Below are 17,776 nucleotides of genomic sequence, written 5' to 3'. Positions count from 1 at the left end.
CTTAAAATAGTAAATAACATTATATGCCAGTCAACAAAAGGAAGAAAATTGTATTTGCCATTGCAGTAATTTTTGGACTACTGCCCACGACTAAAACTTTCGCACAATTTGGAATGAGCATTCGGGCGGGGGGAAATTTATCAAGTACAAATGGTTCTGCTTTCCACTCAAATAAGAAAATCGGTTTTCAGATCGGAGGAGATCTTACCTACCATTTTGATAAAAACATTGCTTTACAAGCTGAACCAGCTTATAACTTGATACGAATCCGAAATAATGACCAAACAGCACAGCGTGCCCATGGAATAGGGGCTGGTACCAGAAAGTTAGCTTATATGAGTGTACCACTCTATTTAAAATTAAATTTTACCCGTACAATTGCGATCTTGGGTGGTCTTGACTTTAATTTTTTGCTCAACGATGATCGCTACAAATTAAATAATGGAGAGAACGCATTCCGTAGCAGGCCGAGAACAGGCTACAGTTTAGGTGCAGAATTGGGTGGACTTTATTTTCGATATCGAAAATTTAATAGAACAAATAATATTATTGACAATTGGACCGCGGATATAGAACAATATCAATTGGGATTTAAGTTTGAATTATTCTAAATGGATTTCGGCTCAATATTCATTTGTAAAAGAGGTTGTTACAAATTTAACCTTAATGCAATAACAATTTATAGTGGATATAATGAGCCATCCCGATGTGATGGGGATGGCTCATTATATCCAGAAAAGAATAGTTTTTTACAAGTTGCTGTTGTGGGCAATCTATTTAGCATTATTTTACACTTTATCTTCTGCTGACAGCAATTCAAGTTGCCACCTAATATGGTCTATTGTAATCGGATATTCAACATCATAAACAAGATTTTCATAGATAGCATTGAATAATAGATTATAATCACCTTTATGCGGAAGGGGGTAAGAAATATGCTTTTGATTTGTCTTATCAACGGTAACAAGTTTGCCTTCACTGCCATGGGGTTCAATACCATATACGGGATTATTAGGAAGCATACCATCTATTAACTGCTGCTCTTGTACATCAGCCATCGTTTTAATAAAGCTACCGTTTGTACCGTGTACAACAAAAGCAGGTAAAGGTTCCGCAACAGCAAGACTTCCTGTTAAAAATACATTCAAACCATCCGAATAACGTAAATGATAATGAAAGTAATCGGCAACTTGGGAACCAGGTCTATTGATTGAGGTTGTTTTACTAAATTCTAATGGCTTGCCAAAAAGAGCAATAGCTTGGTCTATAATATGAGGTCCCAAGTCGTATGTAAGACCGCTGGATACATATTGATTATTTTCCTTGAAATATTTTTGACCCAATTCCATTTTATAGCGGTCAAAGCGAAAAGATACTTCGGCTAGCTTGCCAAGGGTACCACCTTCGATAACATTTTTTACATCAAGAAAATGGCTATCATAACGTCTATTTTGATAAAAGAAAATCCGCTTCCCACTTTGTATGCTGACTTCGATAAGTTCATCAAACTGTGCTATATTGTCCACCACCGGCTTTTCAATAAGTACATGTTTTCCTGCTTTTAATACCTCGACGGCAAATTCAAAATGCGTATGATTTGGCGTATTTACAATTACAAGTGCAATCGTATCATCGGCCAATAATTGAGCGACGTTGTCGTAACTTATTATTTCTGGATAAAGCTCCTGCGCCGTTTTATTTGATCGCTCTACGACTGCAGTTAAGTTAAAATGTGGGTTGGTATGGATGAAAGGTGCGTGGAAGACGCGTCCAGACATCCCAAAACTTAAAATTCCGGTGTTGATTTTGTTACTTGTCATTTTTATCTGAATCTTGTTGTAGCGATGCTGTTCGAAATTGAATATTCTTACTGCAATTATTCACTGCATTGTCGAACTTAATAAAGACCTCAATATAAATATAGATATAACTTATCTTATTTTAATGAATCCACTGCAATATTTGATGTGATTTTTCTAGAAATAATATTTTAAATTATCTTCGTCAACACCGCATCACAGCACTCCATTATACGCGAATTCTTGAGAGAGAAAGATAATATTCGGCTAGATACTGAAAACTATAGTCCGTACTTATCAATAACTAGACCAGATCGCTTATGTATATATGTATATATAACAATTGCTATTTTCCGAAATGACTTAAGACTATATTTTTAGATTAACAAATTCAATATGAATTAAGACATGAAATATATGCACAAATGAAAATGGCAAACCAATTATATTGATTTGCCATTTGGGTAAGTAATCGGGCTCGAACCGACGACCCCTAGAACCACAATCTAGTGCTCTAACCAACTGAGCTATACCTACCGTGATTTTGATGATACAAAAGTACGATTAAACACTATTCCCTCCAAATAATTAAACGAAAAAAAACAGCGATTAAAGGCAACTAGGTGAAGATTAGTTTATTAAATTCTAATAAAAAATAGTTGCGAAAGCGAGCAGGTGGAAAATTGATGTTTTTTCTCAAAGTGATGCTAACTAACTAGGGATTCTTTGAATAAAATATACAAAAAAAGGCGATTACTCGTGTCGGTAATCGCCTTTTTCTATAAAACTGTTGACTATTAGATCATCTCAACACTTCTTTTTACGAAAGAAGTTAAATCTGCTCCCGATAAAAGTCCTCTAGATAATAGGGCTAAATCAAAAGCTTGTTTCGCTAATTTAGCACCTTCTTCGTCAGAGGATGACAGAATTCGTTTGATCAATGGATGGTTACCATTAACAGTTACTTTATAATTATCTGGCAATGAGCCGTAGAAATTCATGCCGCCTCCGGTTTTGGCCATATCTTTCATTCTACGCATAAACTCATCAATGGTAACGGACACTGGCAAGTCGCTTTCCCGAAGGGCATCGACTTCGACTTTCATATCTTGACGAGAAATTGATTTTTCAAAAACTTCCAGTGCTTTTTTGGATTCTTCTTCGGACAAGGAAAGCTCTATTTTTTCATCTTTTTGGATAAGCTTGTCGATTACATCTGCATCTACACGTTTAAGCTGTACTTTTTCTCCTCCTTTTTGCTCCAAGTAAGAGGTAAAGTGTGTATCAAGCGGGCCATCGAGCACTAATACGTCATAGCCTTTGTTTAACGCTGTTTGGATAAAGCCATCTTGTTGAGCAGCATCATGTGTATAGAGGTAAACGATATTACCCTCCTTGTCGATTTGAATGTCTTTTACCTTTTCGTAATATTCTTTGATGGTAAAGCTGGCATTGCTCGTGTTTTTCACAAGACAGAAGTCACTTGCTTTTTCTGCAAATTTCTCATCGCTTAGCATACCATATTTGATAAACAAACCAATATCCGCCCATTTTTCCTCAAAACCTTTGCGGTCAGTTTTGAATATTTCATTTAATTTATCTGCAACTTTTTTGGTGATGTAGCTATTGATCTTCTTAACATTGCTATCAGCCTGTAAGAAGGAGCGCGAGACATTCAATGGAATATCAGGTGAATCAATTACACCGTGTAGCAACATTAGGAATTCTGGAACGATATCTTTAACTTCATCAGTAATAAATACCTGTCTCGAGTAAAGCTTGATTTTGTTGCGTTGAATTTCAAGCTCATTTTTTACTTTAGGAAAGTAAAGTATACCTGTCAGATTAAATGGGTAGTCAACATTAAGATGGATCCAAAACAGCGGTTCATCCATGGAATATGGATATAGCTCTCGATAGAAAGCCAGGTAATCCTCATCTTTTAATTCAGAAGGAGACTTTGTCCAAGCTGGATTTGTATTGTTGATAATATTATCAACTTCTACAGACTTATATTTCGGTTTACCTTCTTCGTCTTCACCATCCGGCTCAGAACTTGTTTTGGTACCGAAACGAATTGGAATAGGAAGGAACTTTGCATATTTGTCCAAGATATCCTGCAGACGGGCCTGACTCAAAAACTCCGTAGACTCGTCATTTATATGCAAAATGATATCTGTACCACGTGCTGTTCTCGTTCCTGTTGAAATTTCGTATGAGGTACTACCATCACAAGTCCAGTGCGCCGGCTCAGCTCCATCTTGGTAGGATAATGATTGGATTTCTACTGTGTCTGCTACCATAAATGCAGAATAGAATCCTAATCCAAAGCGACCGATAATCTCGTTTGCATCGTTCGCTTCTTTGAATTTCTCCATAAATTCTGTCGCTCCCGAAAACGCAATCTGATTAATATATTTTTTGATTTCGTCGGCTGTCATACCAATACCTTTGTCTGAAATCGTAATGGTTTTGGCCGCTTCGTCAAACTTTACGTCTACGATTAACTCACCAGTTTCGCCATTGTATTGCCCCAAAGAAGCCAAACGTTTAATCTTTTGGGAAGCATCAACTGCATTAGATACCAGTTCGCGCAAGAAAATCTCATTATCTGAGTATAAGAATTTTTTGATTACGGGAAATATGTTCTCCGTGTGGATTGAAATACTACCTTTTTCTGGATTCATAATTTTGTATGTCGCTATTTAATGTTATGATTTGTTGATCCTCGCACAATCAGTGTTCCAAATAGTGATAGTAAGACAGGATGGCAGAAATTCATTCATTTTGTCATAAACACTCATTATTCGATGATAATCGTAATAGAACACCTGTCAGGATACGGAAGACAGAAAAAGTATAACCAAACTATTGAGAGCAAGTTTTTGAAATTTTTGAACCCTTTGATCAGAAATCTATGGAATCTAGGTCGCGCAATAAGCTTAATTTAATTCAGGGCTTTGCGGAAAATTAGCGACATGTGCATATTTTGGTCCCAGTCCAATAATAGCATCCTTCCAGAGCAGCTCACCATTCCCCTCAAAAATAATATGATGATGGTATTTATTTTGAACGGCCCAACTGTTCTCGTTGATTTCTTTATCCAATTGGCCGCTAGACCAGCCTGAATAGCCAATGAAAAATTTAATTTCATCAGCTTTAATCTGATCCTGTTGAATAGCGCTGATAAGCTTTTCTTCGTCACCACCAAAATAGAGATTTGGCGCAACCTCTTCGCCACTTAGTAAAAGATCAAACCGGTTATGTACAAAAAATAAGCTTTCTTGTGCCACGGGTCCGCCCACATAGATTGGGAATATGCATGATGATATTGGTTCCAATAGCTGACCAATTTGAACATTTGTTTTGTTATTCAACACAAAGCCCAAGCTCCCTTCACTATTATGGTCACATAAGAGGATGACGGATCTTAAGAATCGGGGATCCAACATAAATGGCTCCGAGATCAATAAACTTCCTTTTTGTGGGTCTAACTCATTAAACATAGATTGCAAAATTAAGTGTATGTCGAAATTAATCCTTTTTATTTAACGTATGCGAGATTTGTGCCAAAAAAACGTTTTTTGGTAATTTCTACTAAGTTTATAGAGAAAAAGCAATGATTTTAGTAAGTTTGTAGGAATATAAAAATAGGTTTCTATGTCCATTCAACATAAAAATATTGCAGCGATCAGACAAGATTACGTTTTAGGTAACCTATCTGAATCGGATGTGGATTATGATCCCATCAATCAGTTCAAAAAATGGTTTGATGAGGCCATTCATAGTGATGTCATTGAGCCCAACGCTATGGTATTGTCTACTGTATCATCGCAACATTTGCCTTCTTCAAGGATTGTGTTATTAAAAGATATTTCTGATGGGGGCTTGGTTTTCTTCACGAATTACGAAAGCCGAAAAGGAGAGGATATAAAAGCCAACCCGCATGCAGCACTTTTATTTTTTTGGCCTGAACTACAACGACAGATCCGTATCGAGGGTGTCATTGAATTTGTCAATGAATCTGATTCAGATGAGTATTTCCAATCGCGTCCCAAAGCAAGTCGTATAGGAGCTTTGGCATCGCCTCAGAGCCGAGAAATTCCAAACCGAATTTTTTTGGAGAGTAGAGTAGAGGAGCTTAAAGAGCAATATACAAACGATGCTACTGTACCCCGTCCAGCGCATTGGGGCGGTTATATTCTAAAACCAATCTATTTTGAATTTTGGCAAGGACGAGCAAGCCGTCTTCATGACCGTATTGTCTACAAAAAGGTATCAGATTCTTGGAAAATCACGCGTCTAGCCCCCTAATATGACATTTGACGAAATAAAATTAAAACTAGCTGCCGCTTTAGGAGCTACAAAAATATTGAAAGAAGAGATCACAGGCTTACAGCCGGCTTTGTTTATCGCTTCAGAAGATCTACTTACAGTCTGTTCCTTTCTTCGAGACACAGAAGGACTTTATTTTGACTTTTTGAGCAATATAACAGCCGTAGATTACGAAGACCACTTTACTATTGTTTACCATCTTAGTTCGCTGCCTTACCAGCATACACTTGTTTTGAAAGTAGAATTGGAGACTAATCGGTCTCTGGACGATTTACCAGAGATTGATTCAACGACATCTATTTGGCGTACGGCCGATTGGCATGAAAGAGAAGCATTTGATCTGATGGGAATTTATTTTTCCGGACACCCTGATCTCCGACGAATTCTCTTACCCGACGATTGGGAAGGGCATCCGTTACGAAAAGATTATCAGGAAGCCGAAAAATATCATGGTATTAACATTAATTAATCCCCATGGCGAATCCAAAATATAGAGAAGCTTTAGAGCGTTATGAAAAACATCTAACGGAAATTTCAACGCAAGAAATGGTATTGAATATGGGGCCGCAACATCCCTCAACCCATGGTGTACTGCGCTTGCAACTGATTACAGACGGCGAAATCGTTAAAGAAGTTGTTCCACACGTGGGATATCTACATAGATGTTTTGACAAACATGCTGAATCATTGAATTATGGCAAAACCATCCCTTTCACCGATCGCTTAGATTATCTGGCGTCAATGAATAATAGCCATGCCTTCGTCATGGGAGTAGAACGGATGTTAGGTTTAGATAGTAAAATTCCCAAGAGAGTGGAATATATTCGTGTGCTGGTATGCGAACTCAATCGGATAGCATCACATCTTATAGCCATCGGCACATACGGTATTGATATTGGAGCGACAACTCCTTTTTTATGGTGCTTTAGAGATCGCGAGCATATCATGAACATGTTAGAATGGGCGTCCGGTTCACGTATGTTATATAATTATATATGGGTGGGGGGGCTTTTCTACGATTTACCCGTTGGTTTTGAAGCGCGTTGTTCGGAATTTATCAATTATTTTAAGCCGAAATTAGTTGAGCTGGATCAAATATTAACACAAAACCAGATATTTATCTCCAGAACAGCCAATATAGGCGTCTTACCAGCTGATGTGGCCATTAATTATGGTGTTTCGGGGCCTATGTTACGCGCTTCTGGTATTAAATGGGATTTAAGACGGATTGATGGGTATTCCGTTTATCCGGAAATAGATTTTGAAATTCCAATAGGAAAAGGAGCCATGGGCAACCTTGGAGATTGCTGGGATCGTTACAAAGTTAGGGTAGATGAAGTCTATGAATCCGTTCGTATCGTCGAACAATGCCTTGAACGGTTACAGAAAGATTTTAAGCGTACCGCCGATTTTGACCCGCGTGCTCTAGTGCCAAAAAAAGTAAATTTGAAAGCGCAAGATTACTACGTACGTGCAGAAAACCCGAAAGGAGAACTTGGTTTTTATTTTGTAACAAAAGAAAAATCAGACATTCCCTTAAGGGTAAAATCAAGAGGACCAAGCTTCAACAATCTTTCTGTCATTTCCGAATTGGGAAAAGGGGTTTTAATTGCTGACCTCATCGCAATACTTGGATCCATCGATATTGTTTTGGGCGAAGTTGATCGATAAAATTGCATTATTATGCATATTATCAAATATTTTTGATATAAACAGAGGTTTTGTATTGAAAATGTTGCATAAAAACGCATAAAAATTTGCACATATAAGCAATATTCACCATATTTGCAGTCTCATAATTTAAGTTTATAATTGGTTAATGAAAGCTCGTTACTCCCATAGTAGCGGGCTTTTCTTTTAGTATTGATTTTGTGATAGTCGCCCAGATACATTTATTATTGAAATAGAGATAACATCAGGAAAATATTCTTTCAAAATATCCTTTTTGTATCGATTTCATCCAAATTCGTATCAAAGAATTTAGCTTAATTTGTTACCTTTACTGGTCTTAAATAAAAGAAAGTGACGGAGAGTTTAGTTATTATTCCAACATATAATGAAAAGGAGAATATTGAGAAAATCATTCGTAAAGTTTTTTCCTTGTCACATGCATTTGATATTCTGATCGTTGATGACGGATCGCCTGATGGAACGGCAGATATTGTAAAGCATTTACAATTAAATGAGTTTCAAGACCGTTTATTTATAGAGGAGCGGAAAGGTAAGCTAGGTTTGGGAACAGCGTATATCCATGGATTTAAATGGGGGCTCGCAAAAGAACATTATCAATATATCTTTGAAATGGACGCTGATTTCAGTCACAATCCTGAAGATTTGATCCGATTGAGACAAGCCTGCGTGGATGGTGCTGATATGAGTATCGGTTCCCGATATATCAAGGGTGTAAATGTTGTCAATTGGCCTATGAGCCGTGTATTGATGTCATATTTTGCTTCAGTATATGTCCGCTTTATCACTGGGATCAACATTCAGGATGCGACAGCAGGTTTTGTATGTTTTACACGTGAGGTCCTAAAGACCATCCCTTTGGATAAGATCAAGTTTGTGGGCTACGCCTTCCAAATTGAAATGAAATTTACAGCCATACGCTATGGTTTTAACGTTGTGGAGGTACCTATTATATTTACTGACAGAACCGAAGGTACATCTAAGATGAGTACGAGTATCTTTAAGGAAGCTTTTTTTGGTGTGATCCAGCTGAAATTGGGAAGCATTGGAAAGAATTATAAGAGAAATTAATATTTATTGGTCAATGAACGAGAATTTAGATCCAAATCCTGAACGTTTAAGCAATACCGACCGTGATATCGAACGGGCATTGCGACCTCAAGCATTTGAAGATTTTACTGGGCAGGCAAAAATACTGGAGAATTTAAATATTTTTGTGCAGGCCGCACGCATGAGAGGGGAAGCACTGGATCATGTCTTATTACATGGCCCTCCGGGACTGGGTAAAACTACACTATCACATATCATCGCAAATGAAATGGGGGTAGGCATAAAGATTACCTCCGGACCGGTCTTGGATAAGCCGGGCGACCTTGCTGGGCTCTTGACCAATCTAGAGGAGGGAGATGTGCTCTTTATTGATGAAATCCATCGATTAAGCCCTTTGGTCGAAGAATATCTATACTCGGCAATGGAAGATTTCAAAATTGACATCATGTTAGAGACAGGACCGAATGCCCGCTCTGTTCAGATTTCATTGAATCCTTTTACGCTAATTGGTGCAACAACACGTTCGGGTCTATTGACGGCACCGCTACGGGCACGGTTTGGGATCAATTCGCGGCTCCAATATTATGACGCAAAATTATTGACAACGATTGTACTTCGTTCGGCGCATATTCTGAATACGCCGATTTCTGACCAAGGTGCATATGAGATTGCCCGTAGGAGTAGAGGAACTCCACGGATTGCAAACGCTTTGTTGCGTCGTACGCGAGACTTTGCTCAAATTAAAGGGGATGGAAATATAGATCAAGAAATTGCTAAATATGCGCTACACGCGCTTAATGTAGATGAAAATGGTTTAGATGAAATGGACAATAAGATCCTGACCACAATTATTGATAAATTCAAAGGTGGTCCTGTTGGACTCAAAACTGTTGCCACTGCTGTAGGAGAAGATGAAGGCACAATAGAAGAAGTTTATGAACCTTTTTTGATCCAGGAAGGTTATATCATGCGCACCTCCAGAGGACGCGAATGCACCGAAGCTGCATATAAACATCTTGGCCGCACACATAGTCCGAAAGGAAACACATTATTTTAATTACTAAGAACTTAAGAGACCAGCCTTTGGTCAGACGCTTCGAAGGATCCTTTTTGTACGGCTCAGCAATGCAGGGCTAGGCTTTATCTTCTGAAAATAACTTATCTGAGCAAAAAGTTCCTCTTTTACCCAAATATGCTTCTTGCTCAGATTATTTAGAATATCTAAACAATTGACCAGAACAGCTACAGGGCATTCCTGTTCGATCAGCCATTGAAAAGCATGTTCAATAATATCTTCCTCGGTTCCTTCATCAAGATTATAGCGCCTATTTTTGTTTGAAGTTAGGTACATCAAAAGTTTGCTATAGCTTCTGAGGCAGCTCCAATTTTTTTGTTTTTTTAGATTATTGAAGAATTGTGGTAACAATCCCTTAAGTAAGCTAGTGTCCTTTAATACAATTGTTTCAAACACCCAGGCAGCCCGGAAAGAAATAGTTTTATCTTTCTCCAGCGAAATGTCAAGCAAGTCCTGAAGGCTAATATCGCCAAGCATATCCAAAGAAAAATCCGTTACCTCAAACGATCTTAAGGTAACGGATAAAAACTTTATTTTTTCATTATAGGTCATAAACCTGTTATTTTAACGGTTTCTCGCGATTCATTTCGGTCATATCGACTTCATTCATTTTGGAATCACCCAAGAGATATTGGCTAAAATAATCGCCCATCTTCCAGAAAAAATACTCTGTCATATCCCCGAACCCATGCCGCTGTCCTGGCAAGAGTAGGAAGTCGAACCGTTTATTTGCTTTGATTAATGCATCAACCATCCGGATCGAATTTGCTGGGTGCACATTGTTGTCAATATCCCCAGTAGCAATCAATAGCCGGCCTTTAAGGTTCTTGGCTAATTCAGTATTTTTGGTAATCTGATATGAGAAAGTCGTGTCACCTTTCGCTGAGACTTTTTCTGTTACACCATGGTGACGTTCGCTCCACCAGCGGTTATAGATTTGATTTTCATGGTTTCCAGCTCCGGATACAGCAACTTTAAAGAAATCGGGATAAACAAGCATTGCTGCTGTAGACATAAATCCACCTCCAGAATGTCCTGTGATACCTACACGATTAACGTCAATAAATTTATAACGGTCAGCAAGCTGCTCCGCTGTCACCTTTTTGTCCTCCAATCCATAATCACGCAGATTGCCATAGCCATAGGTATGGTACCACTGTGAACGAGATGGATGTCCGCCTCGATTTCCTACAGTGACAACGATAAAACCAAATTGGGCCAGTCGATCTATCCGATCCATGCTCCGTCCAAAAGATTTATTGACAGCTTCTGTCTGTGGACCTGGATAGACATATTCTATGATAGGATAGATTCTTGTACTATCAAAATCAAAAGGTTTGTACATGACACCATAGAGATCTGTGGTGCCGTCACCAGCCTTTACTTTAAACGGTTCAGGGAATTTATAACCTGCAGCAAATAATAGCGACAGATCTGCCTTTTCAAGTGTCATGATCTTCTGTCCGTTGCTATTCAATAATACAGATTCGGGTGTTGTATTTACTCTTGAGGAGTTGTTTACAAAATATTTGGATGATTCGCTCATCTCAATCTGATGATCAAAGTTTCCCGGATTTAGCAGTTTAATTCCATTGCCGTTGAGATTCACACTATAATGGTGAAGGTAGTAGGGATCTTCATCTTTCTCACGACCGGATGCTGTAAAAAACAAAGTCTGTGTTGTCGGATCTATCCCAGTAATTTCTTCACAGTGAAAACTTCCCTTAGTAATTTGGTTAATAAGCTTACCATTGGTATCGTAGTGATAGTAATGGCTCCATCCATCTCTTTCAGACCAATGAACCAATCGCTTTCCATTTTCGGTCAAGAGCGGTTTTTGGACATCAAGATATACGTTTGATCGTTCCTGAATAATAGGATTGACCATTCCATTTACATTCACCTTTAACAAGTCTATTCTTTTTAAATCACGGCTGGAACGTGAGATATAGAACTCTTCGTTATTACCTAGCCAATAGTTAATAAAATAGTCCTCCTTGTAAGAGTTTCTATCTGGAGTTTTTGTCCAATTGGAGATTGTTTGGTTTTTAAAAGCCGTAATATTTAGCCTACGTGGGGCCTTTGCTGCAGCTTCAAAGATATAGAATTCAGTTTCAGTTGAATCGACCTCGCCTGGCATTTGGTATTTGTAAGTCTCCAGGGTAGGGCGAGAAGAACCTACGTTATTGATCACCCATAAAGGTCGCAACGATCTGTTATCTTTTCTTGTCAGTGTAAAATAGCGGCCGTCTGGTGACCAGCTTATCCATACACGTTTGCGTTTCGTTTCATTGTCTTTATCCTTTTCGTCACCTGTTGTCGTACTATATTCATCGCCGCCCCATGCATAGTATTGTACACCATCTTTTGTAATCTGGTGTTCAACAATCGTGCTATCTTTTTCATTCTTTACCGCTTTGAGATAGTTGGCTTTATCCATCCAATACAGATTAAAGTCTTTGGCGAAGTAGACGGTATTGGTGTCGGGAGAAAAACTTGCCCAAGCTAGTGGAGCTTTAACCTTGGTAGAATCACTGATTTCGGTTACTGTTTTTGAAACAAAATCATATTCCAAATAAAAGAGCTTTTTCTTTGTTGTATCAGATTTATTTTTAAGTTTTTCAATTTCATCTTTGGATTTTACGGTATCTTTTGTACTCTGAATCTGAAATCTAATCTTTTTTTCATCTTTGGTGAATCTCAAACCCTGTAATTCCAGATGCTGCGCGTCGACAGGGTTTTTAACAATCTTGGTTATTTGAGCAGCTATACTCTCGCTGTCAAAAAGAGTCTCTTTCTTTTTAAGTGCTGGATTGACTATATACCAGTTTTTTCCTTGTGGACTTGCGTAATCATACCAGAATCGGTCCGAAAAATTGATCCAGTTTGGTTTGATAGTTGTAGAGAAAATCATTTTTTTTAATTTCTCTGGGGAAAATTTGGCGGCCAACCGATAATTCGGTTTTGTCGGAGGTTCTTGAATCTGCTGTCCGGAACCGAAATAGGGCAATAGACTGGCTGCAAAAATAAAATAGAACTTATGCATCAAATAAATATAGAATAATTGTGTAATCTTAGTTTTGGTCACTAAAATATTCATTATTATATACTCGTACGAATGATTCGTGTAATAATCCTATGATGGATAGAAGTTTTCGCTAAAGTTTACCAAAAATAGTTCCTGCGTGGCTCGGGTAACACCAGTGTATAGCCAGCGAAGAAATTCAAGATCCAACATTTCATCATTGATATATCCCTGATCTACAAAAACAATAGGCCACTGCCCCCCCTGAGCTTTGTGACAGGTGATTGCAAAAGCAAATTTAATCTGTAATGCATTATAATAAGGATCTTTCTTAATCGCTTCCAGTCGATCCTTCTTATCCAGAATATCTGCGTAGTCCATTCCGATCTCTTCGTACAGGTTTTTCTGGCTTTCATATGAAAGGTTAGGCCCTTCGGTATAGAGGCTATCTAAAATAACGCGACAGGTAATAGGTTCTATCTCGTCAATATCCATAAATTCGAGTGTAACGTCAGCAAACCTATAACCGTGCTGTTCATGAATATTACTCACCTTCCTGACTTTGGCCATATCGCCATTAGCAATAAAGCCATCGCCCATATTGTTTTCCTGTAGCCAGAAATAATTGTTCTTCACCACCATAATATAATCTCCACCTGTTAACTCTTCATCCCTAAAAAGAATTCTGTTTCGGATGTTCTGATTATATAAATTTGCCGAACGATTTGAACGACATATGATCATGGTGTTCTCCACGCCATATTTATCATAGGCATAATTTATCCCTTCAATTAAGCGTTCACCCGTCATACGATAAACATCTTTAAATCCCTTTGTTATGAATTTAGGAAATGGAAAATCAATCTGCCCAGCTTCAGCTGATATGATCTCATTACGTATTTTAGTTGCATTGTACAATATCCCAGAGTCTTGAGACTGTCGGACTACGGTAGTCATTTCGTAAGGATAGACACAGAGGTGAAACTCACGTTCAAGGTAGCTGGCGCTCAATGCTGGACTATCCAATAAACCAACAGGTGGTAATTGGGCAGTATCACCAACAAAAAGCAGACTACAATTCTTGCCGGATTGCACATAACGAATCAGGTCATTTAAAAGACTTTTTGAAAACACATTTACAGCTTCATTGGAGATCATTGAAGCCTCGTCAACAATAAATAGGGTATCTTCATGTAAATTTTCGGCAAGCGTAAAATCCAATTGAAAAGAAATGGCAGACTTCTTTCGATAGATTTTTTTGTGGATAGTTAGCGCTTTTCGTCCGGAATAATAACTCATCACTTTAGCAGCCCTACCAGTCGGAGCCAAGAGTACAGCGCGTTTTTTCAATGCTGGCAATACTTTGACCAATGCCGCAATCAATGTTGTTTTTCCGGTACCAGCATAACCTTTAAGGACAAAACAAGACTGCCTATCAAAAGCAAAAAGAAACTCTTCCAATAACTCGAATACCTCCAACTGCTGTGCGGTTGGTTGCCAGGGAAATTGTTGTATTAACAGATTTTTGATGAACACACCCAAAGTTATTTAAAAGGTTTGTCTTATCCTCTAGAAAAAGCTATTTTTGCTTTAACAAGTTTTTATTTTTACAATTCAGCGAATGAATTATATTTCAAAACAATTTAACATTCATTACCTACCTGAGTATAATCTTTTGGTAAAAGCTGGCTTCCAAAAAGATGTATTGGCGGTAGTCGATAAGAAGTCAGTAGCACCGATATTGATCGAATATCCGTCAGAGGAGCCAATTTTAGATGCAACAAGAATAATGAGTCTACCTTTCCGATTCGTTCGGATTGTTATCCCACACCAGAGTTTTACCTTTATACCCAAGGAGGTTTTCCAAAAGGACAATACACAACAATATCTGCAGTTTTTGGATATGTCAGACGCTGATAATACATTTATTTATTATTTAGATAATCTTAAATTAGTAGCTTTATATCAGTTTGATAAACTCCTTTTAAATCGTTGGCGCAGACTATTCCCTGATGCTGTTATTCTTCCTGAATTTGCCGTTGTACTGGATCGTGCGCAGGAGCATATATCCATTAGAGGGAGTGCGTTGGGATTGCACTTTGTTGCTGATAACATTATTGATTTTTATTTATTTAACAATGGTGTCTTTCAACTTTATAACAGTTTTGAAATTCACAACCTAGATGATATTAGTTATTACGTATTGAATATATTAACACAGTTCAGTCTGGGTGATTCCACTGATAAGATTCTCCTTTCCGGCGAAATTCCCAACGATTATTATTATAAACGCATTGCTTCCTATGCAAGCGACGTTGAAGTATTGGAGTTGAAAACAAAAGTGGTCTTGGCGGATCAGATGACAAACAACAACTTAACACCGTACAATGTATTATTTGATTCAATATTATGCGAATAATAGGAGGTAGACTCGGTGGTCTAAGGCTGAATCCACCAAACAACTTACCAGTCAGACCAACCACAGATATTGCTAAGGAAGCATTGTTTAATATTTTGCAGAATCGTCTGGAATTTGATGACCTAAATTGCCTTGATCTTTTTGCGGGAACTGGTAATATTAGTTTTGAACTTGCCTCGCGGGAAGTAAAGCAAGTTGATTCTATTGATCTACATTTTAAATGCGTACAGTATATTAACGAAACCGCAAAAAAAATGAATCTGGAGCAGATCAAAGCAAAGAAAGCAGATGTTTTTAAATTTATTAACAGTTGTAAAAATACCTATGATTTAATCTTCGCGGATCCACCTTACGATATTCCAAAACTGCCCCAATTACCAAAATTGATTTTCGAAAACAATCTGCTAACGGACAATGGGCTTCTTATTGTCGAACATCCATCTTCAAGGCAGATGGAGGAGCATCCGAATTTTATAGAAACTAGAAAATACGGTTATTCATCTTTTTCATTTTACACAAATCCCTCATAGTATGAAAATTGCTGTTTTCCCTGGCTCATTTGACCCTTTTACTTCAGCTCATCAAGATCTGGTCGAAAGAGCCCTGCCGCTATTTGATAAAATCATTATTGCTGTAGGTTATAATGCGAACAAAAAAGGCATGTTAGACCATGATGAGCGTGTCAATTGCATACAGCATCTTTTTCAGGACGTCCAAGCGATAGAAGTGGTAAAGTATAGTGGTTTGACCGTAGATTTCTGCCAGAAAGTCGGCGCGAAATTTATATTACGCGGTTTACGGAATACAGGAGATTTCGAGTTTGAAAATGCAATAGCTCAAAACAACCTGTTACTAAACCCTGCGGTCGAAAGCTATTTTTTGATGAGTAGATCCGGGAAGGCGCACATATCGTCAACTATCGTACGGGACGTCTGGTTTAACGGGGGAGATGTTAGCGCAATGGTACCAACAGAGGTCCTTAGCTTATTGAACGAGAAGAGACCGACAAACCCCTGATTGTTATTTATAACGATAAAACATATAAAATATCCTGACAAAATAATATTTTGTCAGGATATTTTTCTTATTGAAATACAAATACTTATGATTTAAAATGTAAAGAATTAATTTACCACTAATCCAAACATCAAACCTTTTATGGCAGAACTTGCCAAATAATATTCCGAATAGCGTCAAATTTTATTTTAAAAATCTCTATACCAGCAAATTAAAACAAAATACACGTCAATTTTCTTCCCATGCGCTAGCTATATTTAACAGGGACATTTCTTCAGTGGACAAATTTATTTTGGTTGCTTTAGTTAGTTCCTCAAGTTGTTGCAGGGACGTGGCACTAACAATAGGTGCGGTGACTGAAGGTCGATGAAGAATCCAGGCGAGTGCAATTGTTGACATAGCGACCTGTTGATTGTGGGCTACTTGGGCTAAGGCATCCAGAATACGAAGTCCACGGTTATCAAACCGACCTTTTAAGGCATCCGATCGCTTCACATCTTTAATATCCTCCATCGACCTATATTTTCCCGAAAGAAATCCGCTTGCAAGGGAATAGTAGGTGATTACACCCAAGTGATTTTCAATCGCGAGTTGCTCATAATCTTTCTCATATTTTGAACGGTCGTACAAATTATATTCGGGCTGGATGGCAATATAAGCAGGGAGACCATGCTTCTCCGCGACAGCCAATGATTCCTTTAGGCGCTCAGGGCTTAAATTAGACGCTCCAATCCATTTTACCTTACCAGCATGCATCAGTTGCTGGTAAGCCTCCAACGTTTCATCTATAGCCGTTGAAAGGTCATCGTGATGCGACTGATAAAGATCTATTGTGTCCACTTGTAACCGCATGAGCGATTCGTCAACAGACTTGATAATATGTTCTTTTTTCAAATTAGGTTTGTCATTAGCGGCATGGCGTCCACCCACCTTCGTCGCAATCTGAATTTTATCCCGCACATCCCGTTTATTGATCCATTTGCCGATAATGGATTCGGACTCTGATCCAGTGTGACCAGGTACCCAATGGGAGTAGTTGTTGGATGTATCTATAAAACTAAAGCCCATATCAACAAATGCATCCAAAAGAGCAAACGACTGTTGCTCATCTACAGTCCAGCCAAATACATTTCCACCGAAAACGATCGGTTTAAATTCAATTTCACTATTTCCTAACTTTACCTTTTCCATAATTTGCCTAATATTTCCAGCTTAAAATTAAGAAAAAAATGCCAGTTAAGCCTTTAGAGGGGTATTGCAAATAATTTTATAAAAAATTTCTAATTCATTTTCAGGTAGTTTAGGAAAAGAAGCAAAGGATCGTTTGGAAAAATAAAAACTTTCCTTACTTTTGCATCATCCCAAAC

Annotated in this window: 16 protein-coding genes and 1 tRNA gene; 9 read left to right on the top strand and 8 right to left on the bottom strand. The window is 38.1% G+C overall.

Going from position 1 to position 17,776, the window contains the following annotated elements; all coding sequences use genetic code 11:
- Window positions 1-23: 23 nt before the first annotated feature.
- Window positions 24-611: an outer membrane beta-barrel protein gene (locus B4A24_RS06150; protein WP_293943580.1), complete on the top strand. Its 588-nt coding sequence runs from the start codon at window positions 24-26 to the stop codon at window positions 609-611.
- Window positions 612-788: 177 nt separating this feature from the next.
- Here B4A24_RS06150 and B4A24_RS06145 read toward each other — a convergent pair whose 3' ends face one another.
- The 4 genes from B4A24_RS06145 to B4A24_RS06130 all read right to left on the bottom strand — a co-directional run bounded on the left by B4A24_RS06145 (window position 789) and on the right by B4A24_RS06130 (window position 5,305).
- Window positions 789-1,820 (bottom strand): Gfo/Idh/MocA family oxidoreductase, encoded by a 1,032-nt coding sequence (locus B4A24_RS06145; protein ID WP_293943579.1) that lies wholly within the window; start codon window positions 1,818-1,820, stop codon window positions 789-791.
- A gap of 442 nt (window positions 1,821-2,262) precedes the next feature.
- Window positions 2,263-2,336: transfer RNA gene (locus B4A24_RS06140), tRNA-His, on the bottom strand.
- A 260-nt stretch (window positions 2,337-2,596) separates the two neighbouring features.
- Complete coding sequence (gene htpG / locus B4A24_RS06135; RefSeq protein WP_293943578.1) at window positions 2,597-4,486, bottom strand: molecular chaperone HtpG; 1,890 nt, start codon at window positions 4,484-4,486, stop codon at window positions 2,597-2,599.
- A 255-nt stretch (window positions 4,487-4,741) separates the two neighbouring features.
- Window positions 4,742-5,305 (bottom strand): YqgE/AlgH family protein, encoded by a 564-nt coding sequence (locus B4A24_RS06130; RefSeq protein WP_293943576.1) that lies wholly within the window; start codon window positions 5,303-5,305, stop codon window positions 4,742-4,744.
- 154 nt (window positions 5,306-5,459) lie between these two features.
- Between B4A24_RS06130 and pdxH the strand changes: the two genes are divergently transcribed.
- The 5 genes from pdxH to ruvB all read left to right on the top strand — a co-directional run bounded on the left by pdxH (window position 5,460) and on the right by ruvB (window position 9,930).
- Entirely contained in the window at window positions 5,460-6,113 is a 654-nt protein-coding gene (gene pdxH / locus B4A24_RS06125) for a pyridoxamine 5'-phosphate oxidase (RefSeq protein ID WP_293943575.1), read from the top strand.
- Window position 6,114: 1 nt separating this feature from the next.
- A complete protein-coding gene (locus tag B4A24_RS06120; protein WP_293943574.1) occupies window positions 6,115-6,603 on the top strand; it encodes an NADH-quinone oxidoreductase subunit C in 489 nt (162 codons plus the stop codon).
- 5 nt (window positions 6,604-6,608) lie between these two features.
- Complete coding sequence (locus B4A24_RS06115) at window positions 6,609-7,805, top strand: NADH-quinone oxidoreductase subunit D (RefSeq protein ID WP_409456471.1); 1,197 nt, start codon at window positions 6,609-6,611, stop codon at window positions 7,803-7,805.
- A 351-nt stretch (window positions 7,806-8,156) separates the two neighbouring features.
- Window positions 8,157-8,894, top strand: coding sequence for a polyprenol monophosphomannose synthase (locus tag B4A24_RS06110; protein ID WP_293943573.1), 738 nt, complete (start codon window positions 8,157-8,159; stop codon window positions 8,892-8,894).
- Window positions 8,895-8,907: 13 nt separating this feature from the next.
- The gene (gene ruvB, locus B4A24_RS06105; protein ID WP_293943572.1) at window positions 8,908-9,930 is read left to right on the top strand and encodes a Holliday junction branch migration DNA helicase RuvB; all 1,023 of its coding nucleotides are present in this window, start codon (window positions 8,908-8,910) and stop codon (window positions 9,928-9,930) included.
- Between the two features lie 30 nt (window positions 9,931-9,960).
- Here ruvB and B4A24_RS06100 read toward each other — a convergent pair whose 3' ends face one another.
- From B4A24_RS06100 to B4A24_RS06090, 3 genes are read right to left on the bottom strand one after another with little or no spacing between them, the layout of a single operon-like run.
- On the bottom strand, window positions 9,961-10,500 hold the full coding sequence (locus tag B4A24_RS06100; protein ID WP_293943571.1) for a hypothetical protein: 540 nt from the start codon (window positions 10,498-10,500) through the stop codon (window positions 9,961-9,963).
- 7 nt (window positions 10,501-10,507) lie between these two features.
- On the bottom strand, window positions 10,508-13,048 hold the full coding sequence (locus tag B4A24_RS06095) for a S9 family peptidase (protein ID WP_293943570.1): 2,541 nt from the start codon (window positions 13,046-13,048) through the stop codon (window positions 10,508-10,510).
- 36 nt (window positions 13,049-13,084) lie between these two features.
- Window positions 13,085-14,509: an ATP-dependent DNA helicase gene (locus tag B4A24_RS06090; protein ID WP_293943569.1), complete on the bottom strand. Its 1,425-nt coding sequence runs from the start codon at window positions 14,507-14,509 to the stop codon at window positions 13,085-13,087.
- Window positions 14,510-14,594: 85 nt separating this feature from the next.
- On the opposite strand from B4A24_RS06090, the gene B4A24_RS06085 reads away from it, so the two are divergent.
- From B4A24_RS06085 to coaD, 3 genes are read left to right on the top strand one after another with little or no spacing between them, the layout of a single operon-like run.
- A complete protein-coding gene (locus B4A24_RS06085; RefSeq protein WP_293943568.1) occupies window positions 14,595-15,392 on the top strand; it encodes a DUF3822 family protein in 798 nt (265 codons plus the stop codon).
- Entirely contained in the window at window positions 15,383-15,922 is a 540-nt protein-coding gene (gene rsmD, locus B4A24_RS06080) for a 16S rRNA (guanine(966)-N(2))-methyltransferase RsmD (RefSeq protein ID WP_293943567.1), read from the top strand. The genes B4A24_RS06085 and rsmD overlap by 10 nt, the downstream gene beginning before the upstream one ends.
- 1 nt (window position 15,923) lies before the next feature.
- Window positions 15,924-16,409 carry a pantetheine-phosphate adenylyltransferase gene (gene coaD / locus B4A24_RS06075; protein WP_293943566.1) on the top strand — a complete coding sequence of 162 codons (486 nt, stop codon included), beginning with the start codon at window positions 15,924-15,926 and terminating at the stop codon, window positions 16,407-16,409.
- 228 nt (window positions 16,410-16,637) lie between these two features.
- On the opposite strand, the gene B4A24_RS06070 is transcribed toward coaD, so the two are convergent.
- The gene (locus B4A24_RS06070) at window positions 16,638-17,600 is read right to left on the bottom strand and encodes an aldo/keto reductase (RefSeq protein WP_293943565.1); all 963 of its coding nucleotides are present in this window, start codon (window positions 17,598-17,600) and stop codon (window positions 16,638-16,640) included.
- Between the last annotated feature and the right edge of the window lie 176 nt (window positions 17,601-17,776).

The sequence above is a fragment of the Sphingobacterium sp. UBA7249 genome, from assembly GCF_002472835.1.
GTDB classification, from domain to species: domain Bacteria; phylum Bacteroidota; class Bacteroidia; order Sphingobacteriales; family Sphingobacteriaceae; genus Sphingobacterium; species Sphingobacterium prati.
Note: the sequence above shows the minus strand (reverse complement) of the source record. Positions and strands in the feature narration are given on the sequence as shown.